Below are 23,783 nucleotides of genomic sequence, written 5' to 3'. Positions count from 1 at the left end.
GATCTTATGAGTGCTTACCGACAGTTACGGGCGGCAACTCCCCGCGTGACTCGGATGGAAATGGCGGATCTCTACGTGGGCGATGCCACCACCGCGGTTCAGCTGGACGCGGTCCCCTGCGAGACGTGGATCCAGAACCTTCGCGTACTGGTCAGCCGGTCTACTGAGCTTGATGGAGCCCGAGTGGAAGTGGAGGGCTCATGGGTCCACTTCATCGGCGTGAGGAAAGAAGTTGGCCCCGTTGCCGCACATCTTCTGGAGCTCATCGCGGCTGCAGACGAGATGGCCTACGCACCCGCCGCCGTTCGGTCGCCCACCTTCAGCGGCACCGCAGCACGCGCGGCGCGGTGACCTGGCGCCGGCAATTGCTGGTCGCGAAAACAATCTGGAATGCAAGGACGAGATCATCATGACCGACGACAAAAAGAACGCTGGTAGCCCGGACCGCGATCGCATCAACGTCAACGAAGACTATGAGCTGCAATATTGGACCAAGGCACTGGGCGTCAACGCCGAAGAACTCCGGGCCGCGGTGAAAGCGGTGGGTTCTACTGCGGTCGCAGTGCGCAAGCACTTGGGCAAGTAGCTCGGGGCAGGGCATGTCCCTCAAGCTGATGGGCGTTGAATACATCATCAGTGGGAAACTGTTCGCTGGCCTCCCTGAGCAGGAAAAGGCGCTCTGGCACAGCCACGTCCACGAAGTGAAATCGGGGCAGCTGATCGCACCAGGGATCCCGGAGGTGGCCGAGCATGAGCGCATGGAGAAGCTCATCCACACGTATGGAAAAACGTGGCACACCTGGCACACCGACCTGGATAAAGACCTGCCGCGCGGAATGCCGCAGCTGATGATGGGCTTTACCGCCGATGGCCAAGCCGATCCAGCGATGGTGGCGGCTCGGGACGCACGGCTGGGGGTCAGCAGCGAGGACAAACGGAAACGCCGCGCCGATATCCCCGAGCCCGCTATAGACCCGGGAGCAGACGCTTGGCAACAGGGGAGGGTGGTCCAGCTTCAAGACCCAACGGGTGCCCACGCTCACGACGCCCGCAGCAACGTCAAGGAGCGTCCCAACCCAGACCAGAACGCAGCGTCCAACGGCTCGACCGAAGAATAGCTGCAGGGTCGGCACGGGGGCTTGAGAAACACCCCTCAGCGGCGTAGGTAGCTCGCCAGTTTGAGGACACGAGCCGCCTTGGAGTCATCCAGCAGCCGTAATGCGGTCGTTCGTCTGGAGCCAATGCCAGCCACCGCTTCCTGCACCACGGTCGTCTGGTATTCCCTCGCATTGCTGTCGAAGCAGGTAGCGGCGATGCATGATTCGGCGGTCATTCCTGTAATGACTAGCTCCCTCACGCCCAGCTTGGCCAGGAGCACGGAAAGCGGGGTGGCGAGGAAGGCCGAGTGTTTGGGTTTGAGCACGAAGTAGTCGCCAAGGTGCGGCTGTAGAACTTCAGCGATCGCTGACGACTCGCCTTCCGTCGCCAGACAGAGACTTACCAACTCTTTGAAGTCCATCTGCCAGTTGGCAAAGTTGTCATTTACATAGATGACCGGGTTACCTCGCTCGCGGAAGCGCCGCGCGAGGACAGCGATCTGCCCGGCGGCCTTCAACGCGTTGGGCTTCACCTGGTCAGCGTCGGGGAAGTCGAACAGAGTGAACATGTCGATGATCAGAAGAGCAGGGGTGGGCTGACTCATGGATGCTCCGGCCCCTCAATCGCCCGTCTGACTGTGCGGTGCAGCCAGCGGCTTCGACTGTGGCGAGTCCTTTTGGCGCAGGAAAATGGTCAGGATGACCAACGCAAGAACAGCCAAAAATTCGCTCTGCCAGTTCTGGAACGACTCGAACCAGAAGCTGCTGCTCCAGAGATGTTCCCAGCACGTCGGCGTGGGCTGTCCAAGGGCCATCTGCTCATCGACCTCCGCGCGCCAGCTACCCGTAAGGTGAAACGAGAAGCTCAACAGGAACAGCACCCCGAAGGTGATCGCCAAGGAGTGGCCGTATAAGGTCTTCCAGAGCCCACCTTTGCGAACGGCCCAAGGGGTAGGGCCAGCCTCAATGCGCTCCTCTTCTTCGGCGTCGTCCAGTGGTCGGGATTCAGCAGAGCCCTTCTGACGCAGGCTGACGGTCAGCAGGACATACATGCCCATCTGAAGGAACTCGCTTTCCCAGTTCTCAAACGTGGCGCTGACGAAGTGCCCGCTCTGCAGATAGTCCCACAGGTCCAGCGGCGCTCGGTGTGCGTCAGCGAGTTCCTGGTTGTGTGCCAGGAAGCCGGTCCACACTTGCCCTCCCAAGAAGCAGAGAAGCAAAAGGAGCAGCACGATCGATAAACCGTTACGTTTCCACATTCCCATACGGCCCAGAGTTAAGCTAGCTGTCCGACGTTAGTCCCGCCGGTGGAGAAATCCGGTGAAGGAGCGGCAGCCAGTGCCGCTCCCCGGATTACCAGCTGGGTCAGGACGCTTTCTGGTCGCGTTCCATGGTCCTACCTCACGCCGCTTGGGCTGCCTTGGCATTTCCACCGGACTTGGCCAGGAGCGTCAACTTCTCATCGGTTGCCTTCTCTTCTTCCAGGGTCTCAAGAAGAAGCGGGAGCGCGTCCTTGTACCCGAGCTGCTTGGCGAGCGCCGCGATGGTGCCATACGAGGCGATCTCGTAGTGCTCCACCTTCTGGGCCCCGCCGATCAGCGCGGCATCGCGCACCGGGCCCTTCTCAACCGAATCAATGACTTCTTTGCCTTCCTCAACCAGCCCTTCCATCGCGGCGCACTTGATGCGCTTGAGGCGGATGCCCAGCACTTCAACGACCTGATCGATGCGCTCGATCTGTCCCTGTGTCTCTTCCAGGTGGGTCTCAAAAGCAGCCGCCAGATCCGGGTTTTCTGAGGCTCGGGCCAGGCGGGGCAGGGCTTTTGTCAGCTGCTTTTCAGCGCTGTAGATGTCGGACAGCTCGTGAACGAACAGCTCTTCAAGCGTTTTGATGGCCATCTAGTGATCCTCTGGTGGGGTGAGCCAATACCTTGCCGCCAGCCTCGACCAAGACGCGTGAAAGTAGACCCCTCGGCGTTGAGAATTTCTTAACCAAGCCATCTGGGCCGCTGAGCGGTGGGCGGTGTGCGAGCAGGTAATCAAATCACCTATGCGTTCTCCAAATAACTCAGGCTCAGCCAGGGCCTCTTGCCGGGATGCAGCGTTGCGGCGCAGCGCCGTCCGCATTCGATTCGTGTAACAGCGGAAACGAAGGCGGTCTCCGCCGAAGCGACTGCCCGAGCTAAACTGGCTTTCAGGCAGCTCCTCCCCAAGCCCATGCAGCTTTGCCAACTGTCACCAAGGGAGTGCCCACAATGGATATGCAAGTTGCAAGTAGTGTCCGCCCGCTCAGCAGCGAGATCCGGCGGCTCGCTGGCCAGCAGCATGACCATGGCGTCAGACCATCGGTTCTGGCCAAGCGCTTAAACCGTTCAGCTAGTTCAGGTCGCGAGCGACGAAATGGGCGCTCGCTCACGTCGGGTGCTCTACTTTGTCCGCTACGATTCTCTCCCCGGGATAGGAAACCAGAGCAGCGGAGAAAGGTCGGAATGACCCTGCAAGCAATCGCATACGCCAGTGAGGCGGCTATAGATCTGAGCAACGACCAGTTGAACCGACTGGTTGAGAAAGCCGCTGCGCATAACCGTCTGGCGGGCGTGACCGGGATACTGCTTTTTGATGGGTCACGCTTTTTGCAGTACATCGAGGGCCCGGATGATGGACTGTCGATGGTTTATTCGCGGATCGTCAATTCTCGTGAACACTGCAATGTCGTTGAGCTTGCCCGTGGACGGGTCTCCGAGCGACGTATGCCCTACTGGTCAATGCGGTGGATTCCTATCGTCGATACCCAATTCCAAGAGGCGGCGTTCAGCGATTGGACGCGCCTCGGTGGTCGAACCTTGGGCTCTCGTCTTGTGCCCACCGGGGTAGAGCGTCTAGCCGAAATTGCAGCTCCCTATATCGCTTAATCCTGCTCAGACCGAGGATCGCTTTCCGAGCTGAGGCGGGTCGAGAAGAGGTCAAAGCGTGCTTTGCTGATAGCCTGTCTCGCGCCACATGCGGAGCACGTCAGCACCGTCCCACCCGCGATGGTCACTAAGTCGGGTGGAGCAGTCGCGTGAAACTTATGGCTGCACTTCGTGCATGTCGCACTTACCATCGAGATGGACGTGAACTGCCCGGGGGAGCCTAACGTGGGCCCCGAGACCTCATGGAGATAGAAGGCGCCAGTATTCGGCATTGCGGTCCCTACCTTCGAACGAAGGCGCAGCTTATGAAATTTGCTAGTTAAGGGACGGTAGATGCCGCGCCGTCGGCGTGTAGAATTTGAAGCAACTGCGATCACGCTTGACCGACGGCCTGCGCGGGCTAGAGTTCCGTCTCAGCGTGGGGCGCTCGGGCCAGCCCTCCGCCGAAGAGTGGATCCTAGCCGTCAGTCGTCGGCTGATGGGATGGTAGAGTCGCGCATCCTGGTCGATCTGGGGGAGGCGGCATGGGAAAGCTACACACGCTTGTTTACACGAGCCAAGTTGGCCTTGGGGCGACCCTTCTTCAGGTTAAGGAAGTGGGGCGTAGCGCCGCCACTCATAACGCAACTACAGGTGTCACCGGCGTATTGCTTACCGACGGAAGCCGGTTCCTTCAATACATCTAAGGTCTTGAGGGAGCGGTGGTGGATGCTTGGTCGAGAATCAGCAGTGCAAGCTGCCATAAAAACATCGCCGAGCTGGCGCGTAGCGTAGGCGGGCAGAGACGGTTTCCTTACTGGCCGATGCGGTGGCTGCCTGTTGAGCCCGAGGACCTCCGCATTGCGAAGCTAAGTGACTGGCGAGGCTTGCTACCCCGCGAAGAGGTCACAATGTTCCAAGTGCCTACCGGCATCGAACGCGTCAACAGGTTGATCGATCCGTACGAAGGGGTGGACCTGCCCGATTTGTGGGATGCCTGAAGCAGCTACCTGGTGACGGCCAAGTTCTTCGCGCCGTTTTCACGCCTGTCGGCGGACATTTCCATCCAATAACGGGGGAGACACCACCCACTGGGTGGACTCCAGCTGGACGCGGAGCGGATCCGCAGGGTGAGGTCGGTAATACATTCGGCCAGATCTCCTGCGGATCCGCGAGGCGGACGTTCTAGTCCCCTTATCCGGGCCCGGCTTAGGGTGGCTAGAGGGATATCCCCGACAAAGCCGCGCGGGCACACCGCGTGGATCCCACTAAGCTAGCGCCCACCCTAGGGCACCTCCTGCTGCCTGATTCCTGCACCCTTTAAGAGCAGTGCGCCGCGTCCCTGAAAGAGTCTGTCCGGCGGAAGGTGCGGGACCGGACGAAGTGGTGGGAAAGAGCGGCTCCGAAAGTTGCCTTAACTCCCCCACACCGCCGGGAAGCCACCCATGCCGCAGGGCGGTGGATGTTCCGGTGCTCAGTGACGCTGACATGGCCAGTTAGTTCGGAGTGTCGGTGCCTTGGGTGGCCAGCTGCGCGCAAGCTTGCGGGTTCTCGGTCGTGCTACATGCCAGCTGCATTGCTTCAAGCGCGGCTGGCAGCCGCCCGGCGGCACGGAGGGCTGACGCCACGGCAGTGCAAAAGGTGACGCTGGGCTGCTGGCGGCACAGCTTGGCCACTTCGTCCAACTCCGCATCGGGTAAGGTCGGTTCGTTGGGCATGCCTTTGGTTAACGCAAATGCCTTGCCCACCGCCCTTGCGCGCTCGGCATCCTCCGCGTGGCCGCAGGCCTCGGCATCGAATACCGCGCTGTCTTTCACGCACACCGCTGGGGCGCTGGAGGGGATGCTTTCGTCGGCCATGACCTTGGCGATTACCCACGCGCTGCGAGCTTCGCTGCGGTAGTCCTCGATCAACCGGTTGCAGGCGGCGGAAACGCCTTCGGTGCACCATCGCCTCCAGCTGTCTGCGCCGGCCCACGTCATCTGGCCAAAGCAGGTAGTGATATCGGCGCGGCAACTGCCGGGCGCGAAGGTCGACGCGGCTTGGCAGGCGACGTCAGCTTCGAGCACGTAATGCCCGGCGTCGTCGCTGAGGTTCCGGCTATCGGTACTGACCGCTAGCCTGGTCATCCTGCCGCTGGCCAGATTGGCCGCCAGCAGTTGATCGCCGTTGTGCTGTAAGTGATACGGCTCTGCGGCCTCGCCGGGCAGTTGACGTTCGCCTTGCACCGCACTGTCAACCCGAAGTACGGCGCCACTGGCCGGATCCTTGAAGGTGCCACAACGCGGCGATTGCGCGGCAGCGGGCAGGGCCAGCACGGCCAACAGTGGGAACAGGACAACGTGCCAGCGGCAAAGGCGGCCGGGGGAAACGGCAAGAAGCACAGTATGATCCTTGATCAAAAAAAAAATAACGCGAGGCGGACCTTCGCCGGAACCAGGACTGCACGTGGTTGCGCAGCAAGCACAGGGCCAGTCTGGGGCTTGCGTCAGCCCGCTGCGTACGTTTCGGCCGCCAGCAGGATAGGGTCTTCGCTCTGGGGTGCCAAGGGGGGACGAAATGTAAGATTGACGCGCAAGGGGCTGGTATCCGCAAACCCTTCCTGATTCGCTGATCTCTGCAGCATATTCAAAGCAAAGCTTGGCCAAGTCCAACTCGAATCCAGTAGAACTACGGCTATCGACCTAGGGCATCCGCGCTAAGGTCTTTCCTGCCAACGCCTTGCCCCAACCAGCAACCAACCCTCTGAATCGATAAGGATGTCGTTGACAGGCGCCATCCTCCATGCGTGTCCGCTTTTGGCCGAAAGCGGACCTTGGAGGGCGTGGCATTAGGGATGCATCGTGGGCAGGGCGGGTGTCCATTTCCAGCCGAAGTAAGACACATGCGGGGAACTAGGGTCGCACCCCGCATCGTCCTGCACATCAAACATCCAGCTTCAGCCAAGCTACCAGTGCCGTGAATGCGGGCGAGGGCTGCCGGCGGTTCGGGTAGTAAAGATGGTAGCCGGGGAAGGGCACGCACCACCTGTCCAGCACAGCCACCAGCCTGCCCTGCGCAATGTGCTCGGCTACCATCGGTTCCGGCGCATAGGCCAAGCCCAGGCCGTCCAGTGCGGCATTGATTACGTGGGTCATGCTGTTGAAGACCAACGGTCCGTCGCCGCGTACGGTGAATTCCTTGCCCTTCTCTTCGAACTCCCAGGCATAAATGGCGCCGTTTGGGCGATGCCGGATGTGCACGCAGCGGTGTCGGGTGATGTCGGCGGGCTTCCTGGGCTTGGGATGTTTCTCGAAGTAGTCGGGAGATCCAACCACCACCAGGCGCCAATCCGGTCCGACCCTGACAGCGATCATGTCCTTGCTCAGCGCTTCTCCGAGCCGGATGCCGGCGTCGAAGCGCTGCTCCACCACGTTGGTAAAGCCGTAATCCACGTAGAACTCAAGCGTGATGTCCGGGTACTCGGCCAGAAACCCGGCAAGCCGTGGTCGTATGATGGTCTCCATCGAATCATCCGTGCAGGAGATCCGCAGCGTTCCCGCCGGCCGGTCGCGCAGGTCTCCCAGGGCTTCCACGCTGGCACCGATGGCCTCGAAGTGCGGTGCGATGGAGCGCATAAGGCGCTCGCCCGCCTCAGTGGGAGAAACGTTGCGGGTGGTGCGGGCCAGCAGGCGAATGCCCAGGCGCTCTTCCAGCAACCGCATTGAATGGCTCAGCGCAGAGGGCGTTACCCCAAGGCGAACGGCGGCCTTGGTGAAGCTCTGCTCCTGGGCCACCACCAGAAAGGCTTGCAGATCATTGGTCTTCACGGCGCTCATGGATCAATTGTGAGCTCAACTCAACAATGCATCAACTTTCAGCCGGCTTATCGCGGTAGCGGGCGGAGCCTATCGTGGCGACCTCAGTCCCCCCAACCGAGGCCGCACTCGCATGAAACCGACCACGTTGCTGCTGGCGCTGCTTGCCAGCTACGTACTTCCGCTTCCCGCCATGGCTGCCGATACCCCTGGGGCAGCACATCCCGCCGGGGCAGACAACTTCTACCACAGCCCCACGGTCACTGGTGAGCGCGTCAGCTTCCACAACCAGTACCAGGTGGAAGTGGTGGGCACGCTGTACCGCCCCCAAGGCCTGCCTCGCGGCAGCCGCGCCCCCGCCGTGGTGGTTGGCCATCCAATGGGCGCGGTGAAGGAGCAGAGCTCGCAGCTCTACGCGCAGAAGTTGGCCGAGCAGGGCTTCGTTACGCTGGCGATCGATCTTTCCTTCTGGGGAGAGAGCGGTGGCGCCCCGCGGCACCTGGTGGCGCCGGAAATCTATTCAGACGACATCAGCGCCGCCGTGGACTTCCTGAGTACGCAGGCCTATGTGGACCCGGAACGGATTGGCGGCCTGGGTATATGTGGCAGCGGCAGCTTTGTGATCAGCGCCGCCAAGATCGACCCGCGCATCAAGGCCATTGCCACGGTAAGCATGTACGACATGGGTGCGGCGGCACGGCAGGGGCTGAACAACGGGCAGTCGCTGGAACAGCGCAAGACAGTGATCCAGTCCGCAACCGACCAGCGCTTGGCCGAGTTCAAGGGCGGCGCGGCTGTGTACGTGCCAGGCACAGTGAACAGACTCGATGCTGAGACCCCTGCCATCCAACGCGAGTTCTTCGACTTCTACCGTACCCCGCGCGGCGCCTACACGCCAAAGGGCGATACGGCAGAGCTGACCACCCAGCCGCTCTTCAGCAGCCTGGTCAAATTCATGAACTTCTATCCCTTCAATGACATCGAGACCATCTCGCCGCGGCCGATGCTGTTCATTTCTGGCGACGTCGCGCATTCACGCGAGTTCAGCGAGGACGCATACCAAAGGGCGGGCCAACCGAAGGAGCTCTACTGGGTGAAGGGTGCGGGGCACGTGGACCTGTATGACCGTACCAACCTGATTCCCTTCGAAAAACTGACGACGTTCTTCCAGCGCGGCCTGGCCGGGAAATGAGCCGCACCCACGTGAACGCAGATCGCGCCAACTGGGGGGGCGTGCTCGCGATGACGCTGTGCGTCTTCGCGTTGATCGCCTCCGAATTCATGCCGGTGAGCCTGCTTACTCCCTTGGCGGCAGATCTGGGCGTGACCGAAGGGCTTGCTGGGTACGGCATTGCCATTTCGGGAGCCTTTGCGGTGCTGACCAGCCTGTCGATCTCCCGGTTGGCGGGCAACATGAACCGACGAACGTTGCTGCTGATCCTCACCGCATTGATGGCGGTGTCGGGTGTGGTGGTGGCCCTGTCTCCGAACTATCTGGTCTACATGACGGGGCGTGCACTGATTGGCGTGGTGATCGGTGGGTTCTGGTCACTGTCTGCCGCAACGGCAATGCGGCTGGTGCCCGCCGCAAAAGTCCCGCGCGCCCTGGCGATATTCAACAGTGGCAACGCGCTTGCAACGGTAGTTGCGGCGCCATTGGGCAGCTACCTGGGTGGCATGATTGGATGGCGCGGCGCTTTCTTGTGCCTTCTGCCCGTGGCTGTCATAGCGCTCGCATGGCAGTGGGTTTGTCTGCCCTCCATGCCTGCGGAGAGCGGGCAGTCACAAGGCGGGTTGATCGCGTTGTTCCGGCGACGTGTGGTGGCACTTGGGATGCTTGCCTGCGGTGCCTTTTTCATGGGGCAATTTGCCCTGTTTACCTACGTGCGGCCGTTCCTGGAGCGGGTGACCAGTGCAGGAACGTCTGCTGTACCGCTGGTGCTGCTGGCTATCGGCGTAAGCGGCTTCGTGGGCACGCTCGTCATTGGCGTGTTCATCAGGCGTGGGCTTTACCGAACTCTGGTGACCATTCCAGCCTTGATGGCTCTCATTGCCGTGGCCTTGGTTCCACTGGGGCCCCAGCTTTGGCCGACCGCCGCACTGCTCTCGGCTTGGGGCCTGCTGGCAACGGCCGCACCGGTGGGCTGGTGGAGCTGGCTGGCTCGCACTTTCACTGACAACGCAGAGGCCGGCGGCGGGCTGATGGTGGCGGTAGTGCAGTGCTCCATCGCACTCGGTTCGACCGTGGGCGGGCTGCTGTTTGACAGTCTCGGCTTTGCCAGCACGTTCCTGGCCAGTGCTGGCCTGCTGCTGTGCGCCGCGCTGCTCGCTTATGCGACGGCGTCCGAGCGGGCGACCACGTCGGGGCCGGTGGTCGCTGTGGAGGCCCGGGGCTCATGAGGTGCGTTACGTCGATCACAGGAGCCCTGCTTTGCCTCCTGCTTGCATTCGGGGCAATAGCGGCATGCTCTGCCGAGCCCACTCATCACGCTATTGCAGCTAGGAAGGTAGAGTCAAACCCGGAGGTTCATTCCATGAAGATTCGACTGATCATCAACGATCAGATGCTGTCGGCCACCATGGAAGACAGTATCCCGGCGCGCGAGTTCATCGCCCAGTTGCCGCTGACGCTGCAGCTCGAGGACTACGCCGCGACCGAGAAAATCGCGCAGCTTCCGCGCCGTCTCAGCGTGGCCGGTGAGCCGGAGGGAGTCACGCCGGCGGCGGGCGACATCGCCTTTTATGCGCCGTGGGGAAATCTGGCGATTTTCCACAGGCCCTTTGCGTACTCGAAGGGTCTGATCCGACTGGGTCGAATCGAAGGAGGACTGCAGCTCCTTCGCACGGAAGGGCCGCTCGCGGTTCGGATTGAGTCCGACTAGCCGTTGTTTGCATACCCAACACACCACAAAGAGGTGAGCAAAATGGAAATCAAACGCCTTGGCACCCAAGCGTCCATCAAAGGATCGACGGACTGGTTTACGGGCACGGTCCGCATCGATCCGCTCAATGCCGCCCCTGCGCCATCGAGGGTATCCTGCGCGGCAGTCACCTTCGAGCCGGGCGCGCGAACTGCGTGGCACACCCATCCGTTGGGGCAGACGCTTATCGTTACAGCCGGCTTCGGTTGGACACAGTGCGAAGGCGGCCCGATCGTGGAGATCCGCGCGGGTGACGTGATCTGGTGCCCGCCGGGTCACAAACACTGGCACGGTGCATCGCCCACCACCGCCATGACGCACATCGCAATCCAGGAGGCATTGGATGGCAGGAACGTTGACTGGCTGGAGCATGTGACCGAAGAGCAGTACCTGGCCGGACCTACCGCTGCTGACGCACCGGCCCGCTCCGACGGAGGTGGCTGACATGTTGGTTCGATCCGCGGTTGGCGGGCTCTTGGCCCTCTCTGTCTGGGCGCTGCTTGGCGTTCCCCATGAGGCTCAAGCTGCGGCGCCCGAACAGCAAATCACCACTGCCGGGAATCAGGCTTCGATGAATGGTCAGACGGAGTACTTCACCGGCAGAGTTCGCATCGACCCGCTCTGGCCCGCGGACCCGGGCATCACTGCCTCCGCCGGGCTGGTGACGTTTGAGCCGGGTGCACGATCGGCGTGGCACACCCACCCTGCGGGCCAGCGTTTGGTGGTCACCTCTGGCGTCGGGCGCGTGCAGGAGTGGGGTAAGCCCATTCAGGTCGTTCGTCCCGGCGATGTAGTGTGGTGCCCGCCGGGGGTGAAGCACTGGCATGGAGCTGCCCCCGCTACGGCGATGACCCATCTCGCCGTAACCGGCGTGCGCGATGGTCAGAACGTGAACTGGTTGGAGAAGGTGACCGATGCCCAGTACCAAGGTGATTGACTGGAAACGGCGGTCCAGTCGTCTCGCCTCTCTGATGGGTGCGGCGATGCTTGCCTCCGGTCCGGGACAGATGGCTTTCGCATACGAAGGAGCAGCTATGAACGTCACATCAAACGGGGGTTCTACCTCCGAACTGGACGCCCGCCAGCAAGCGATTATTCCGATCAGCGCCTCAGCAGCGGCTGGCAACATGGATAGCCTTCGGGGTGCGCTGAATCAAGGCTTGGACGCGGGACTGAGTCTGGCCGAAGCACGAGAGATCCTTGTGCAGGTTTACGCCTATGCGGGGTTTCCGCGGAGCCTGAACGCATTGAGCGAACTCATGAAGGTGGCGGAGGCACGCAGGCAGAGGGGCATCCAGGATGAAGCCGGGCGCGAGCCGGGCAAGCCGATTCCCAAGGGCGACGCGTTGCTCGCCGCAGGCACCGCGAACCAGACCAAGCTGGCGGGTGGTCCAGTCTCAGGGCCATTGTTCGATTTCGCACCGCAGGCAAATGAGTATCTGCGTACGCATCTCTTTGGCGACATCTTCGAGCGCGACAACCTTGATTGGCAGAGCCGCGAGCTGGCCACGGTCAGCATGCTGGCTGCCATGTCCGGGGTGGAACCCCAGTTGCAGTCTCACATAGGAATCAGCATGAACATAGGCGTGCGCCCGGAGCAGCTGTCAAGGCTGGCCGATGTTCTCGAAGCCCACTCCAGCTTGGAGGCTGCCGAACGTGTCCGCGTTGGTATTCAACGCCAGCTCAACGCTCAGCAGGATTGATCTTCGGGAAAACTCTGCGCCGAGCGGCACGCGCACATTGGAGGGTTGATTGAAAAGGATACTCATCGGAATCTTGATCGGCATGGCTGCATGCTCCTTCAGTGTTGGAGCTGAGGAGGTGCAGATGACACGGCTGTCAATGATCACCGTAAACGCGGAGCATCTCCCTGCTTATCGAGACGCCCTGGCTGAAGAGGTTCGCGCCTCGAGATTGAGCCAGGCGTGCTGTCGTTGTACGCCGTCTTCGACAAGGACGATCCGACCAGACTGACGATTCTTGAAATATATGCGAGTCGGCAGGCATACGAACAGCACGTGAAGAGTCCGCATTTCCTCAAGTACAAGAACGGGACGCTGCACATGGTCAAGTCCCTCGAGCTGGTTGATGTTGATCCTCTTCTGCCGGAGCTGAAGATTAAGTAGCAGTGAACCTTGCTGCGCGGACGTGTGATACGCCAAGGGCTATCTTTCATTCACGGCATTCCGCCGTCAGTACACCGGCCCGACAGCCCTCCATTGACCGATTCATTGAAGGTGACCGGAGTCCGCTACTAGCCGGAAGCGGACGCACCACCGGGGACCGGGTCGCTGGGCCCGTGGTAATGTCCGCTTCCGGCCCGCAGCGGATATTCGCTATAGGGTAGAAGAATAGGGAGGAAGGGATGGACGATGATCGATGGAAGTCACAGCGCGGGGATGAGTGGTGGTTCGATGGAGGCAGCATCTCGGCATCAGCTCAGTTCGTGCCGGGATCGTCAGCGCTCCCCATCGACAGCGTGTCCGGCATCTCGACTGCCGATCAGCTTGAGTTTCTGCTGTCGCAGACCATCCGGCAGTTCCCAGGTATTGAGCCAAGGCTACTGGTCACCGCAACGGTGAAAAACCTCCTGACGGAACTGACATCGCGTGGCGTTCTCACCTGGGTGCCGCTCCCACACCCGTCCTCGCTTGAGGCGCGTATTAGTCAGTTTGCGACTTTCGAACCTGCCAGCTGCGCACCTACGAATAGCCTTCCGTAGTCACGGAGTGATGTCCGCTTTTGGCCGGAAGCAGACTCCAATGGCCAGATGGCGGCTGGGCCGCAACCAGCCGGCGACTGTACCCGTACGCACCTGGCACGTAGTCCTTATGATTTATTGAGTCGATGATAGGACTCCGCCCACAACGGAGCCGGTAGGCGACCAGTGCTCACCAGCCACGCCATCCGAAGCGCTTGGGCATCGACTAAGGCGTGGTGGCGTTTCGCGCTTAGCTCTGGATGCGCCACGAACCAGTCTTCCACCAACCTCCCGGCAAGTCCCTCTTTCCACATGCGTGTTTGGATGAGGTTAGGCTTTGGGCCGCAATATGCAGCCTGGGCGGTCGGCAGTCCACAGCCGTCCAGAGCCCATTGCAGCAGTTGCAGATCGGTGGGGTAATCGGCCATTACCGCCGGGTTGGCGCTGGCTCGAAGGAACGCTCGCAACGCCGTGGTAAAGGCCGCGTCGGATAGGGAAAGAGCTCCTCGATCGAGCAGCGGGTAGACGCAGCGACGTACGAATTCGGTGGGGTTAGGCGACAACTGGGCGCGCTCGGCATAGAAGCGACGCTCACCACTCTCATCAATCAGTGCCAAGCTAACCAAGTCGCGACCATCGGCATCGGACCACTCGGTATCCAGGAAGTAGTAGGTTGGAGCCATGGAGTCGTCCCTTGAGCTGAAGGCGGTCACCTTGTTTTTATCATTGAAGTCCGGCGGAATCGAGGACAGCGACAGGCCATACGACACTCTGCCGTCACGGACTACACGCGATTGAGAAAGACCTAATGGAGCTTCTACTAACTGTCGAGGACCGCTTCATGCTCACGTCCGAGGTTTGGTTCTGGCGCCCGATTTGCCGCTCCCGCATGGCAAGCACAACTCAGCTTGTGCTGTCATCGTCGAGCGTCCGGGCGGCACTAGATTGCCCGCAGAGGCAGTACTTCGTTTCGACCACTTTCGACCTGGCGGCTACAAACTGATCTTCCATCTCCCTGGACTGGATAAGGCTGACGTACCCGTTGGCAGCAAAGTCTGGAAGGTGTAAGTCGAAACTCCGCTTTAGTCCGAGAGCAGACATCTCTACAGAACCATCGGCCGTAACCCGGGACTCGTCTGCTTCGGGCCAAGAATTACTCATGCACGGCCGCGCGGAGGGCGCCTACAACAGTTTTTCTTCTCGGGCCTTGATAAGGAGGGCCATCGTGCCACTCACCCCGAACTCCTGCATCATGGCGTACTTATGTGACTCAATCGTTCGTATGGACACTCCAAGTTCAATAGCAATCTGTGCCGGGCGCAAGCCCAGGTCAATGTATTGTAGGATTCGCTGCTGTTTCGGCGTCAGAGCGTACTCCGTCGGTTTGGGGTAAAGCGCCAGCTGAGCGACCATCGATTGGCTGATGTAAGACCGGCCGGTCGCGATAGTCCGAATTGCGGAGAGGAGCTCATCTCCCGCGGCATTTTTTACGACATATCCTGCTGCGCCATGTCGCAGCGCACACAGTGCCATTGCCGGCTCATCGTGCATCGTTAAAAAGATAAACGGAACGGAGCAACCCTGGGTATGGGCAGTCTTTATTGCGTCGATGCCACTGACCCCAGGCATGCTTATATCTGCAACGACTAGATCCGGGGTCTGCTTATGTAGTGATTGCAGCAATTCCTCGCCATTCGCTACGATCTCGGAAGAGTCACAGTGGTCTTCCAAGATCTTCGCGATGCCTTCCGCGACCATCGTGTGGTCCTCAGCAATGACTATTCGCCTGAATAGCGGGTAGGTAGTATTGGAATGTTGAAGCCCCACGTTTTACCCCAGTCCTTGAAGAGCCGTCGCGGTACCGGCGCATACGTGCGCCTCCAACAACAGTGCATCCGAAGCCGTGATGTTGTCATGATGGATTTTCCCAAGACTACCTGTGAATAACGCGCCCCTGTTTAGTGCATTTGGTAACAGTCTGGCTCTGCTGCCAAGCTGGCATAGCCGGAGGCATAGATATGACCTTCATTAAAGCTTGGGCTCGTTAACGGAGCCTGGGCAAACCAGTGAATAGTCCAGCCTGTGTAGACGGTCGGAAGTTTACATCAGACCAGCGGTACTGGCCGCTAGCGGACCTGAGACCCTCGCCTCTGCTGCCAGGGCTGAGTTTGGGCAACCATTAGTCTCCTCGAAGTGAATGGAACGGGACTTAGTTGGTCAGCCCTAGGGAACTGGCTCAATTTGCTGCGCGAGTGCGGTCAATTTGTGTCACTGAATTCACAAATCGCGAGAGCGACGTGACGCCATCGTACCCCGCGATCATGCTGTGGGGGTTGGCAAGCTGGCTTCAATCGTCCGTAATTTTACGGTTGTGGCCGCTCAGATGGCGTTGTCCACTATATTCGGACCTCGGGAGCTGGATATGGACCTCAGTGGATTCAACAGTCGTCAGCCTCGATGCCGTCTCCTTTCGACCTGCGTACTTTTGGCACTGGTCGGGCAGGCTCAAGGTCAGAACTGCCCCACGCCGATTGTCGTGAGTGACGGCCAATGCAATGTGCAACCGGGCACCACTGTGACTGTAGCCGCCAACGCGGTGGGCGTGTCGGCGTCGTCGCGCGCGATCATTCATGCCAACGGCATAACCGAGAACCTTGCCGGCGCCAATGCCACCGGTTTGCTTGCGCAAGGTGAGTCCATCATCAACTTCAACGGCAGTGCCCTGCGCACGACCTCGACCGCCGGCAATGCCAGCGGGCAGATCGGGCTGCGATCTGTTGGTGTCGGCAGCCAGATCGCGGCGGTCGGATCGAGCATCCAGCTCTCACCCGGGGGAACCAGCTCGCCGGCGAACCTGCGGGGTGTCAGTGCCGAAGGCGGCGCGCTCATCACATTGGATACGACAGATGTGCAGGTCCGTGGCGGGTCCAACGCTCTCAACAACTACGGTGTGCAGGCGCTGGGCGCTGGCAGCGAGGTTCGCGTCAGCGGCGGGAGCATCGATACGTTGTCGCGCGGTGCGTTCGGCGTGCTGTCCCAGGATGGTGGCCTGGCGACGCTGACGGGCACCCGGATCACTACCGGCGGGGCGCAGAATGCCACCACAAATGATGGCAGCCATGCCATCGTCGCGCGTGGCGCAGGAAGCCGGATCAATGGGCAGAACGTCGTGGCCAACACGTCCGGCACGCTGGCCAACGTGGTGCGCGCCGACAGCGGGGCTGCGGTTGCTCTCAGTGGCAGCCAGCTCAGTCACACCGGCAATGGCAATATCACCTTTCCCGCCGCTGCAATCCGTGTAGCTGGTGGCGGTCAGTTCACCCTCAGTGGCACCAGCACAATTTCAACTACCGGCGCGCTCTATTCCCCTGGTCTGCTCGTGGAGGGTACCGGTTCGACAGCAACCATCACCGACTCGCGCATCGACGTGGGCGGTGCACGCTCGTTCGGCGTGTCTGTGAAAGATGGCGCCGCGGCGTCGCTCGTTCGCAGCACCGTTGCAATGGCGCCCATCGCGGCAACTGGACCGTTTTCGCCTGCGATCCAGGCGGAAGGGGCGGGCACCCGAATAGGCCTGCAAGGCGGAGCGGTCACCACCGAGAGCGCCACCGCATACGGTGTGCGTGCATTGAGCGGTTCGGCCATCACGCTGGACGGCACGTCGATCACCACGGCCGGGGTGGATGCTGCGGCTATCAGCGCGGGCAGCGCTGCGGTGGAGGCGCGCAACGTCACGATCGTCACCCGGGGCAATGACAACGCGATGGGCGCGTTGGCTGATCTGGGCGGGACCGTGAGCTTGACCGGCGGGTCCATCACCACCTATGGCAGCCAGGTTCGCGCGGCCGCCTTCGCGCACGCACTGGGCGCACGCAACCCCGGCGGGGTCCTTGAGGCGCAGGGCATCACAGCGCGCACCTTCGGCACCTATGCAATGGGGGTCTGGGCTGATGACGGCGGTGTAGCCACGGTCAACGACGTCACGGTAAACACGGAAGGCTCCCATGCGATCGGCGTGCTGGCGATCGTCGAGCAACGGGGTGCGCAGTTCCCGGCAACTGTGGTCTTCAATCTCGGCAGCGTGGAAACCCGCGGCGATTTTGCGCACGGTGCGTCGGCACAGGCGCGCAACGACCTGGCCGGCGACCTGGCCAGCATCACCCTGGCCCGGACGCCAATCACCACCTACGGCGAAGCTGCGGTGGGCCTGCGCGCCAGCCTTGCCGACTACGGCAGCACGCCCGCGGGGCGTGGGTCGGCGCAGGTGGTCGCCAGCGATCTGGCGGTCATCACCTCCGGAGCGGGCGCACACGGTGCACTGTCGCGCGACAACCCCACGTCGGTACGAATGAGCCAGGTCCAATTGCGGCCCGGCGGCGCTGGCGCCCATGGCGCGGTGGCGCTGATCGGAGGGCAGCTTATCGGCGATGCGACGGCCGTAGCGCCTGTCGGCAGTGGTGCCATGGCCCTGTTTGTGGTCGGCGTGCCCGACGCGGTTTCCCAGGCCGACTTCAGCGGGAGCACATTGACCAACACCAGCGGTCCGACGGTGGGCGTAGCGGGAAACGGGCGGATTGGGCTCACCAGCACCACGATCACGGCGCCCACTCAGTGGCTGCGTGTGGGTAGTTTGAGCGATTTCCCGCTACTGGACACCAGCGCGCCGACGATTCAGGGCCCAGGCGACTTTCCAGACGATGACGGCAATCTGCCCACGGCGCCGGCCCCTTTGCCACCGGGTGCGCCCATCCCGAACCTACCTGGCCTGGCCGACGTCGTGGCCACGCGGAGCACGTTGACCGGTTCGGCCTCTACGGCGGCAGGCAGCGTCTCTCATCTGACTCTGATCGATTCGCTGTGGACGATGACGGGCAGCTCCAACCTGACCACGCTGGTGAATGATCCCAGCCGGATCGTGTTTTCCCCTCCCACGGGCGACCCGGCGCTGCCGTCCAGTTACAAGACCCTGACGGTCTCCAACTACGCGGGCGACGGCACCTTGGCCATGAACACGTGGCTTGACACGGATGGATCGCCTTCTGATCAGCTGGTTGTGGTCGGCGGCAGCAGCAGCGGCCCCGGCTTGCTGGAGATAATCAACAGCGGTGGCAGCGGCGCGGTGACCGCCGCCGACGGCATCCGCGTCGTGCAGGCGCTGGGCGCCACCAGCACGGTGGACAACTTCGCGCTCTCCCAGCCGGTCCTTGCTGGTCCCTACGAATACTTCCTCTATCGCGGCGGTGCATCCAGCGTGGCCGATGCCGACACGGAAAACAGCTGGTACCTGCGTTCGGTGATCGACTGCGCAGCGCCTGGTGCGCCCGTTCCGCCCTGTCCCGCACCACCCGCGCCGCCTCCCACTCCACCACCGTCCCCTCCGCCTCCTCCGCCACCACCAGAACCACCAGAACCACCAGAACCACCAGAACCCCCGGTGCCACCGCCGGTGCCGCCAGTACCGCCGACGCCCCCGACGCCGCCGGTGCCGCCCGCACCTCCGGCACCTCCGGCACCTGCCTATCGGCAGGAGGTCTCGCTCATCGCGGCGGCCCCAGCTATGGCTAGTGTCTACGGGCGCACGATCATCGATACCCTGCACGAGCGCGTGGGCGAAGAGGAACTCCTGCGTCAGCGGGGCGACTTGAACCCCGACCGCAACGGGGTCAACGGCGCGTGGATCCGCTACATGATCCACGACGGCGAACATGACGGCGGCCGCGAGGGCATCTATGGCCAACGCGGACCAGACTTCGACTACCAATTCGAGGCGTTGCAGGTTGGTCTCGACCTGTACCGACGCATCGATGAGGAGGATGAAAGTCGCGAGCATGCCGGCTTCTATCTCGCTTATGGGCGCGGCAAAGGCGAGGTGAAACACAACCTGCTCGAGTACCGCTTCCACGCCGGTACCGATCGTTTCGTTGCCCGCACCGCGGGCGGTTACTGGACCGGCTTCAACGAAAAAGGTGCCTATCTGGACGCGGTGGCTCAGTACACTGCATATGACCTGCGCATGCAGTCGCTGCGATTGCCCGACAGCTTCACAGACGCACATGGAATCGCGTTGTCACTGGAGGGCGGGCGGCCCTTTGTCCTCAACGATGGAGATGGACAGTCCGCGGAGGACGGGCGTTGGCGTCTGGAGCCGCAGGCGCAGATGATCTGGCAGCGGGTGAGGGTGGACGACTTGGACGACGGCATCGCGAAGGTGCGCTTCAGCAGCGGCGACTCGCTGGTGGGGCGCCTCGGCGCGCGCCTGCACCGCAACAACCAGCAAGACAACCGTAACGGCGAGCTGCGCAGCGGCAACGCGTGGCTGCGTGCCAATCTATGGCATGAGTTCCGGGGCCAACCGCGCGCCGAATTCGCCACCGGCAGCGGCTACGTACCATTCGATGTCGATCTTAGCGGAAGTTGGGCAGAGGTGGGTATCGGTGGCGCCTGGCAGATTTCTCAGACCGGCTACTTGTTTGCAGATGTCGACTACAGCTGGAGCTTTGACGGTGATGAGACGGCCTGGAACGGAAAAGTTGGTGCTCGATGGAACTGGTAGGCGGCGCACCGTGGAGGCCCCAGCTTTGTGCCGCTGAAGGGCGTCTTGCAGGGGGCACCTCTGTATCTGGGCGTGCCCGCTTCTTGCCGGTGGCGAACATGAGGGGGGGGGCGAATCCAGTAACGCCCCCTCGGCCCGTGTGCCTAATCAGGAGACCTTGACCACCAGCTTGCCGAGAGCGCCCCGCGAGAGGTGCTCGAACGCCTCACGTGGTTGCTCAAAGGGATACGCACGTTCGATTACCGGACGGATCTTGTGATCGTTGAGGAACAAATTCATCCGATCAAACGACGAGCGGAGTGCGACGGCGACGCCGCGGATGGTGGTTTGACGGAAGATGACTGGCATCAGACTCAGCGCGCTCTTCTGGCCAGCAAGCAAACCAATTTGGGCGATCCTGTCCCCAGCCTTCGTGGCAGGCACGGACTGATTGATGCCGTCACCGCCGGCAACGTCCAGCGTGATGTCGACACCTTGACCTTGGGTCAGCTTGAGGACTTCCTCTTCCCAGTTGGGATGGGCACCACGCCGTAGGTCCAGGCGTTCTCTGAGTGGCTGCAAGAGCATTTCATGGCCATTGAGCCGGCATGGTTGGAGTAACGAGACGCGAGTCCAAACCGCGCCGCTCAGCTTCCGAACTGTTCCCGATAGCGAGAGGGTGGCACGCCTACCACCTTGCGAAATGCGACCCGGAAGGTTTCCAGCGATGAGAAGCCAGATGAACGAGATATTCGTTCCAGTGGCCAGCCCGGCTGCGCTTCCAAAAATTCGCGTGCTAGAGACACCCGCTCATTCAAGAGCCACTGGCTTGGACTGGTACCGGTCGCCTCCTTGAAACGCCTGAAGAAATTCCGCTCACTCATAGCGGCGGCACGTGCGAGATCCACTGCCCCAATTGGCTGGGTTAGCCGTTGGCGGGCCCAATCGAAGACACCCTCAAAGCGGCCTCCCTCGCGCTCGGGCACGGGGCTGGGGATGAACTGTCGCTGCCCTCCGCCGCGCTGTGGGGGCACGACCAAGCGCTGCGCCACACGGTTGGCGATCTTGGCGCCAAAGTCCTCCCGGATGAGATGCATGCATGCGTCGATTCCTGCCGCGCTCCCGGCCGAGGTGATGACATTGCCGTCCTGGACAAAGAGAACATCCGGAATCAGCTCCACCTGTGGGAAACGCGCGGCAAAGGCGTCGGCATAGCGCCAATGTGTAGTCGCCCGTCGTTGTTCAAGCAGGCCGCAGTGCGCCAGCAGAAAGGCGCCCGAGCAGATGGTGACAAAGCGAGCGCCGCGTGCATGTGCCTTTATCAACGCTTGCCTCAGTCGAGTAGAGGGGGCGGCGTCTGCGCCCTTCCATCCCGGAATGACGATGGTTCGCGCCGACTCCAGTGCCTCCAACGACCGCGCCGCCTGCAGTACCAATCCGCCCACCGCGCTGCGGACCGTCCTGTCTGCGGAGACCACCGCGAACGAATACCACGGCACGCCGAGCTCAGAGCGAGGCAATCCGAACAACTCCGCTGCGATTCCGAACTCAAACAGGCACAGACCGTCGTACACCAGGACAGCGACGAGCCCGGGCTCCGGGCTGGCGGGATTCAACCGGACATCGTTCATGCCGCCATTATCTGCTCATATTGGGCGCCGTCAATCGCGCTGCGGCTGTCGCATGGTCCGGCTTTTCCCGGCCAGTCGCTCTGTTCAAGGGAATCCGCACGGGGCATGGGACAATTCGTTCATCGAGGATTTGGCGTGAATCTACCAGTGCATGGCTAACCCGCCACTTCCCGGAGCGAAGTAGTGGGAGCACAGTGGCCATACCCAGTTGAGAGAACCTCCGATGAAGAATGCCGTCAATCTGGTCCCTGCCGCGCCGTCTTTGGAGGCGTTGTTGCATTTTGATCGAAAGTTGCGTTTTGAAACGGATTGCTGGGACGTGCACGATGCCATTTGCATTGCCGCGCCGGGATTCGTGCTGATCGATGCCCGTTCTCATGACCTGTACGACCGCGGCCATCTGCCTACGGCGATCAGCATGCCCCATCGCAAGATCACCGAAACGGCTCTTCGGCCTTATCCGCCGCACACCCTGTTCGTCACGTACTGCGCGGGCCCGCACTGCAACGGCGCGGACAAGGCGGCCCGTCGCCTAGCCGAGCTGGCGCGCCCCGTAAAGCTCATGATCGGCGGCGTGACGGGGTGGCTGGACGAGGGATTCGACCTCATCACCGAGCTCGATCCAGGAAGGTTTGGACAATCAGATGTCTCGCCAATGGAGGGCTGTCGAAGATGATGCTGCTGACTTTGGCATTCCAAGGCAGGACAGCCGGCGTCGACGCGCCTGACCCTGGTCATGCCGCCGCGATGACCAGTGTATTCTCCGTTTCCGTACATCAGTCAATAGGCCATACACGCGATGATTTCCCAAGTTACTGATACTTCCACCGCAGAACACTACACCTGGGGTGGAGTGTGCGACGGCTGGCATCTACTAAAGGACCCCTCTCTCAGCGTCATTCAGGAACGAGTGCCGCCGAATGCGGGCGAGGTTCCTCATTTCCATGTAAAGGCCCGACAGTACTTCTACGTGATTTCCGGCGCCGCCACGCTGGAGTTTGAGAACACGAAAGTATCGTTTGGCCCCAATCAGGGGCTTCATGTTCCACCCAACGTTTCTCATCGTTTCGTCAATGATTCTGATGCCGATGTCGTATTTCTGGTAATTTCGTCTCCCACTACTGCAGGGGATCGCGTCAATCTGGAGTGGTCTGCCTGAGGGCGACGTGAGTTTGCCGAGAGTTTAGATCTGCTTCTACGGGTCAGTGCAGATACATCCCATGGTTCGCGACAGAGGCATCGCTCGGTGCGCCTGGGTCCGCTTCTGGCCGAAAGCGGCCTCCAGATGTGCCTTGTGGAGGCCGCGGGTCCTTTAAGCTTCTCCCTCTCAGGCCTCGGTCTGCTCCGCCATCTCTAAAGCGTCCTCCACCTCGATGCCCAAGTACCTCACCGTGCTCTCAAGTTTGGTGTGGCCAAGCAGGATCTGAACTGCGCGCAGGTTCTTGGTCCGGCGGTATATCAGTGATGCCTTGGTCCGACGCATGCTGTGAGTCCCGTAGCTGTGACGGTCGAGTCCAACGGCTGTGACCCATGACGCGACGATGCGAGCATACTGGCGGGTGGAAAGGTGGCCATCACCCTGTCCAAAGAACAAGTAGGATGCTGGTCGTAGCTGAGCTTGACGGGACCATTCGGCGAGTGCGGACCTTGTCAACTCCGTCAGCTCAAACTGAACTGGCCTACCTGTCTTGCGCTGCAGTACGGTAGCCCTCCTGGCAATGGCTGAGCCATGAGATACGTCTCGCAGTCGTAGGCTGACCAGATCGCACCCTCTTAGCTTTGAGTCGATCGCTAGGTTGAATAGCGCCAGGTCACGAGCACGCCCGGCAAGCTGTAGGCGCACCCTAATCGACCATATGTCGCTGAGTCTGAGCGGTGTCTTTTGACCGACCAACTTTCCCTTGTTCCACGGTGCGAATTGAGATGGCATAGGATTCTCCAAGTTGGGAGCGTCAACCGTGCCTGCGTAAAATGATCTGCGCTTCCGTCGATCCTTCGCCGGAAACGAATATCGGAAATCGAGTGGACAGGGAAGTGAATTGGAAAATCTCTTCGGGGTTGGGGAGCAATCCTTCCGACCACGGCGCGCCTCGGGACGCTCGCTGGCGAGATTAGCGACGGTTCACGAACCTATCTGTGCCCGGCAATTCCTTGTCTTGGTGGCCGGGACTCATCGCGCATCAGCTGCATTGAGTGTGAGTGTGAAGTGAACG

26 protein-coding genes are annotated in these 23,783 nt (G+C 61.3%); 16 read left to right on the top strand and 10 right to left on the bottom strand.

The genetic code is table 11. The features are described 5' to 3' along the window. Positions 1-60 precede the first annotated feature (60 nt). From BAY15_RS10220 to BAY15_RS10210, 3 genes are read left to right on the top strand one after another with little or no spacing between them, the layout of a single operon-like run. On the top strand, positions 61-351 hold the full coding sequence (locus BAY15_RS10220) for a hypothetical protein (protein ID WP_068852030.1): 291 nt from the start codon (positions 61-63) through the stop codon (positions 349-351). Between the two features lie 58 nt (positions 352-409). Beyond that, positions 410-586: a DUF3606 domain-containing protein gene (locus BAY15_RS10215; protein WP_068852028.1), complete on the top strand. Its 177-nt coding sequence runs from the start codon at positions 410-412 to the stop codon at positions 584-586. A gap of 13 nt (positions 587-599) precedes the next feature. Next, positions 600-1,118, top strand: coding sequence for a DUF1264 domain-containing protein (locus BAY15_RS10210; protein WP_083214137.1), 519 nt, complete (start codon positions 600-602; stop codon positions 1,116-1,118). A gap of 35 nt (positions 1,119-1,153) precedes the next feature. Here BAY15_RS10210 and BAY15_RS10205 read toward each other — a convergent pair whose 3' ends face one another. The 3 genes from BAY15_RS10205 to BAY15_RS10195 form a co-directional block, all read right to left on the bottom strand. Further along, positions 1,154-1,702 carry a cysteine hydrolase family protein gene (locus BAY15_RS10205; protein ID WP_068852025.1) on the bottom strand — a complete coding sequence of 183 codons (549 nt, stop codon included), beginning with the start codon at positions 1,700-1,702 and terminating at the stop codon, positions 1,154-1,156. A gap of 15 nt (positions 1,703-1,717) precedes the next feature. Next, positions 1,718-2,356, bottom strand: coding sequence for a DUF6766 family protein (locus BAY15_RS10200; RefSeq protein WP_068854661.1), 639 nt, complete (start codon positions 2,354-2,356; stop codon positions 1,718-1,720). Between the two features lie 142 nt (positions 2,357-2,498). Next, positions 2,499-2,996, bottom strand: a complete 498-nt coding sequence (locus BAY15_RS10195; protein ID WP_068852022.1) for a ferritin-like domain-containing protein — start codon at positions 2,994-2,996, stop codon at positions 2,499-2,501. Between the two features lie 590 nt (positions 2,997-3,586). Here BAY15_RS10195 and BAY15_RS19175 point away from each other — a divergent pair. Together BAY15_RS19175 and BAY15_RS19700 are read left to right on the top strand one after the other, a co-directional pair. Then, positions 3,587-4,009, top strand: a complete 423-nt coding sequence (locus tag BAY15_RS19175) for a BLUF domain-containing protein (protein WP_083214136.1) — start codon at positions 3,587-3,589, stop codon at positions 4,007-4,009. Positions 4,010-4,533: 524 nt separating this feature from the next. Next, positions 4,534-4,695: a BLUF domain-containing protein gene (locus BAY15_RS19700; protein ID WP_083214135.1), complete on the top strand. Its 162-nt coding sequence runs from the start codon at positions 4,534-4,536 to the stop codon at positions 4,693-4,695. Positions 4,696-5,484: 789 nt separating this feature from the next. On the opposite strand, the gene BAY15_RS10190 is transcribed toward BAY15_RS19700, so the two are convergent. Further along, positions 5,485-6,372 carry a hypothetical protein gene (locus BAY15_RS10190; protein ID WP_157771723.1) on the bottom strand — a complete coding sequence of 296 codons (888 nt, stop codon included), beginning with the start codon at positions 6,370-6,372 and terminating at the stop codon, positions 5,485-5,487. A 540-nt stretch (positions 6,373-6,912) separates the two neighbouring features. Further along, positions 6,913-7,806: a LysR family transcriptional regulator gene (locus BAY15_RS10185; RefSeq protein WP_068852016.1), complete on the bottom strand. Its 894-nt coding sequence runs from the start codon at positions 7,804-7,806 to the stop codon at positions 6,913-6,915. Positions 7,807-7,918: 112 nt separating this feature from the next. On the opposite strand from BAY15_RS10185, the gene BAY15_RS10180 reads away from it, so the two are divergent. The 8 genes from BAY15_RS10180 (at position 7,919) to BAY15_RS19170 (ending at position 13,428) form a co-directional block, all read left to right on the top strand. Continuing rightward, positions 7,919-8,977: an alpha/beta hydrolase gene (locus BAY15_RS10180; protein ID WP_068852011.1), complete on the top strand. Its 1,059-nt coding sequence runs from the start codon at positions 7,919-7,921 to the stop codon at positions 8,975-8,977. Beyond that, on the top strand, positions 8,974-10,185 hold the full coding sequence (locus BAY15_RS10175; RefSeq protein ID WP_068852008.1) for an MFS transporter: 1,212 nt from the start codon (positions 8,974-8,976) through the stop codon (positions 10,183-10,185). The genes BAY15_RS10180 and BAY15_RS10175 overlap by 4 nt, the downstream gene beginning before the upstream one ends. A gap of 134 nt (positions 10,186-10,319) precedes the next feature. Then, entirely contained in the window at positions 10,320-10,667 is a 348-nt protein-coding gene (locus tag BAY15_RS10170; RefSeq protein ID WP_068852005.1) for a cyclophilin-like fold protein, read from the top strand. Positions 10,668-10,709: 42 nt separating this feature from the next. Beyond that, the gene (locus BAY15_RS10165; protein ID WP_068852002.1) at positions 10,710-11,150 is read left to right on the top strand and encodes a (R)-mandelonitrile lyase; all 441 of its coding nucleotides are present in this window, start codon (positions 10,710-10,712) and stop codon (positions 11,148-11,150) included. 1 nt (position 11,151) lies between these two features. After that, positions 11,152-11,643 carry a (R)-mandelonitrile lyase gene (locus tag BAY15_RS10160; protein WP_083214134.1) on the top strand — a complete coding sequence of 164 codons (492 nt, stop codon included), beginning with the start codon at positions 11,152-11,154 and terminating at the stop codon, positions 11,641-11,643. After that, complete coding sequence (locus BAY15_RS10155; protein WP_335743672.1) at positions 11,621-12,409, top strand: carboxymuconolactone decarboxylase family protein; 789 nt, start codon at positions 11,621-11,623, stop codon at positions 12,407-12,409. Before BAY15_RS10160 ends, BAY15_RS10155 begins: the two co-directional genes overlap by 23 nt. 222 nt (positions 12,410-12,631) lie before the next feature. Then, on the top strand, positions 12,632-12,832 hold the full coding sequence (locus BAY15_RS10150) for a putative quinol monooxygenase (protein WP_208856093.1): 201 nt from the start codon (positions 12,632-12,634) through the stop codon (positions 12,830-12,832). A 239-nt stretch (positions 12,833-13,071) separates the two neighbouring features. Then, a complete protein-coding gene (locus tag BAY15_RS19170; protein WP_157771722.1) occupies positions 13,072-13,428 on the top strand; it encodes a hypothetical protein in 357 nt (118 codons plus the stop codon). A gap of 107 nt (positions 13,429-13,535) precedes the next feature. Here BAY15_RS19170 and BAY15_RS10145 read toward each other — a convergent pair whose 3' ends face one another. Both BAY15_RS10145 and BAY15_RS10135 read right to left on the bottom strand, forming a co-directional pair. Then, a complete protein-coding gene (locus tag BAY15_RS10145) occupies positions 13,536-14,177 on the bottom strand; it encodes a 3'-5' exoribonuclease (protein WP_237334241.1) in 642 nt (213 codons plus the stop codon). Between the two features lie 412 nt (positions 14,178-14,589). Further along, positions 14,590-15,165, bottom strand: a complete 576-nt coding sequence (locus BAY15_RS10135) for a response regulator (protein WP_083214133.1) — start codon at positions 15,163-15,165, stop codon at positions 14,590-14,592. A gap of 664 nt (positions 15,166-15,829) precedes the next feature. On the opposite strand from BAY15_RS10135, the gene BAY15_RS10130 reads away from it, so the two are divergent. Beyond that, positions 15,830-19,960, top strand: coding sequence for an autotransporter outer membrane beta-barrel domain-containing protein (locus BAY15_RS10130; protein ID WP_157771721.1), 4,131 nt, complete (start codon positions 15,830-15,832; stop codon positions 19,958-19,960). Positions 19,961-20,107: 147 nt separating this feature from the next. Here BAY15_RS10130 and BAY15_RS10125 read toward each other — a convergent pair whose 3' ends face one another. Beyond that, a complete protein-coding gene (locus BAY15_RS10125) occupies positions 20,108-20,527 on the bottom strand; it encodes a zinc-binding dehydrogenase (protein ID WP_083214131.1) in 420 nt (139 codons plus the stop codon). Positions 20,528-20,586: 59 nt separating this feature from the next. Next, on the bottom strand, positions 20,587-21,570 hold the full coding sequence (ftrA, locus tag BAY15_RS10120; RefSeq protein ID WP_068851992.1) for a transcriptional regulator FtrA: 984 nt from the start codon (positions 21,568-21,570) through the stop codon (positions 20,587-20,589). 223 nt (positions 21,571-21,793) lie between these two features. Between ftrA and BAY15_RS10115 the strand changes: the two genes are divergently transcribed. Further along, a complete protein-coding gene (locus BAY15_RS10115; RefSeq protein ID WP_068851990.1) occupies positions 21,794-22,246 on the top strand; it encodes a rhodanese-like domain-containing protein in 453 nt (150 codons plus the stop codon). Positions 22,247-22,369: 123 nt separating this feature from the next. Beyond that, a complete protein-coding gene (locus tag BAY15_RS18875; RefSeq protein ID WP_083214130.1) occupies positions 22,370-22,729 on the top strand; it encodes a cupin domain-containing protein in 360 nt (119 codons plus the stop codon). A gap of 168 nt (positions 22,730-22,897) precedes the next feature. On the opposite strand, the gene BAY15_RS10110 is transcribed toward BAY15_RS18875, so the two are convergent. After that, positions 22,898-23,500: a tyrosine-type recombinase/integrase gene (locus tag BAY15_RS10110; RefSeq protein ID WP_068851987.1), complete on the bottom strand. Its 603-nt coding sequence runs from the start codon at positions 23,498-23,500 to the stop codon at positions 22,898-22,900. Positions 23,501-23,783: the final 283 nt, after the last annotated feature.

It is taken from the genome of Stenotrophomonas rhizophila, assembly GCF_001704155.1.
Taxonomy (GTDB): domain Bacteria; phylum Pseudomonadota; class Gammaproteobacteria; order Xanthomonadales; family Xanthomonadaceae; genus Stenotrophomonas; species Stenotrophomonas rhizophila_A.
This window is presented reverse-complemented; position numbering and strand designations above follow the sequence as displayed.

What these genes read in the sequence shown, in the direction of transcription:
- BAY15_RS10220 (WP_068852030.1), top strand. Translation starts at nt 61, where the DNA reads ATGGCGGATCTCTACGTGGGCGATGCCACCACCGCGGTTCAGCTGGAC.
- BAY15_RS10215 (WP_068852028.1), top strand. Translation starts at nt 410, where the DNA reads ATGACCGACGACAAAAAGAACGCTGGTAGCCCGGACCGCGATCGCATC.
- BAY15_RS10210 (WP_083214137.1), top strand. Translation starts at nt 600, where the DNA reads ATGTCCCTCAAGCTGATGGGCGTTGAATACATCATCAGTGGGAAACTG.
- BAY15_RS10205 (WP_068852025.1), bottom strand. Translation starts at nt 1,702, where the DNA reads ATGAGTCAGCCCACCCCTGCTCTTCTGATCATCGACATGTTCACTCTG.
- BAY15_RS10200 (WP_068854661.1), bottom strand. Translation starts at nt 2,356, where the DNA reads ATGTGGAAACGTAACGGTTTATCGATCGTGCTGCTCCTTTTGCTTCTC.
- BAY15_RS10195 (WP_068852022.1), bottom strand. Translation starts at nt 2,996, where the DNA reads ATGGCCATCAAAACGCTTGAAGAGCTGTTCGTTCACGAGCTGTCCGAC.
- BAY15_RS19175 (WP_083214136.1), top strand. Translation starts at nt 3,587, where the DNA reads ATGACCCTGCAAGCAATCGCATACGCCAGTGAGGCGGCTATAGATCTG.
- BAY15_RS19700 (WP_083214135.1), top strand. Translation starts at nt 4,534, where the DNA reads ATGGGAAAGCTACACACGCTTGTTTACACGAGCCAAGTTGGCCTTGGG.
- BAY15_RS10185 (WP_068852016.1), bottom strand. Translation starts at nt 7,806, where the DNA reads ATGAGCGCCGTGAAGACCAATGATCTGCAAGCCTTTCTGGTGGTGGCC.
- BAY15_RS10180 (WP_068852011.1), top strand. Translation starts at nt 7,919, where the DNA reads ATGAAACCGACCACGTTGCTGCTGGCGCTGCTTGCCAGCTACGTACTT.
- BAY15_RS10175 (WP_068852008.1), top strand. Translation starts at nt 8,974, where the DNA reads ATGAGCCGCACCCACGTGAACGCAGATCGCGCCAACTGGGGGGGCGTG.
- BAY15_RS10170 (WP_068852005.1), top strand. Translation starts at nt 10,320, where the DNA reads ATGAAGATTCGACTGATCATCAACGATCAGATGCTGTCGGCCACCATG.
- BAY15_RS10165 (WP_068852002.1), top strand. Translation starts at nt 10,710, where the DNA reads ATGGAAATCAAACGCCTTGGCACCCAAGCGTCCATCAAAGGATCGACG.
- BAY15_RS10160 (WP_083214134.1), top strand. Translation starts at nt 11,152, where the DNA reads ATGTTGGTTCGATCCGCGGTTGGCGGGCTCTTGGCCCTCTCTGTCTGG.
- BAY15_RS10155 (WP_335743672.1), top strand. Translation starts at nt 11,621, where the DNA reads ATGCCCAGTACCAAGGTGATTGACTGGAAACGGCGGTCCAGTCGTCTC.
- BAY15_RS19170 (WP_157771722.1), top strand. Translation starts at nt 13,072, where the DNA reads ATGGACGATGATCGATGGAAGTCACAGCGCGGGGATGAGTGGTGGTTC.
- BAY15_RS10135 (WP_083214133.1), bottom strand. Translation starts at nt 15,165, where the DNA reads ATGGTCGCGGAAGGCATCGCGAAGATCTTGGAAGACCACTGTGACTCT.
- BAY15_RS10130 (WP_157771721.1), top strand. Translation starts at nt 15,830, where the DNA reads ATGGACCTCAGTGGATTCAACAGTCGTCAGCCTCGATGCCGTCTCCTT.
- BAY15_RS10125 (WP_083214131.1), bottom strand. Translation starts at nt 20,527, where the DNA reads ATGCTCTTGCAGCCACTCAGAGAACGCCTGGACCTACGGCGTGGTGCC.
- ftrA (WP_068851992.1), bottom strand. Translation starts at nt 21,570, where the DNA reads ATGAACGATGTCCGGTTGAATCCCGCCAGCCCGGAGCCCGGGCTCGTC.
- BAY15_RS10115 (WP_068851990.1), top strand. Translation starts at nt 21,794, where the DNA reads ATGAAGAATGCCGTCAATCTGGTCCCTGCCGCGCCGTCTTTGGAGGCG.
- BAY15_RS18875 (WP_083214130.1), top strand. Translation starts at nt 22,370, where the DNA reads ATGATTTCCCAAGTTACTGATACTTCCACCGCAGAACACTACACCTGG.
- BAY15_RS10110 (WP_068851987.1), bottom strand. Translation starts at nt 23,500, where the DNA reads ATGCCATCTCAATTCGCACCGTGGAACAAGGGAAAGTTGGTCGGTCAA.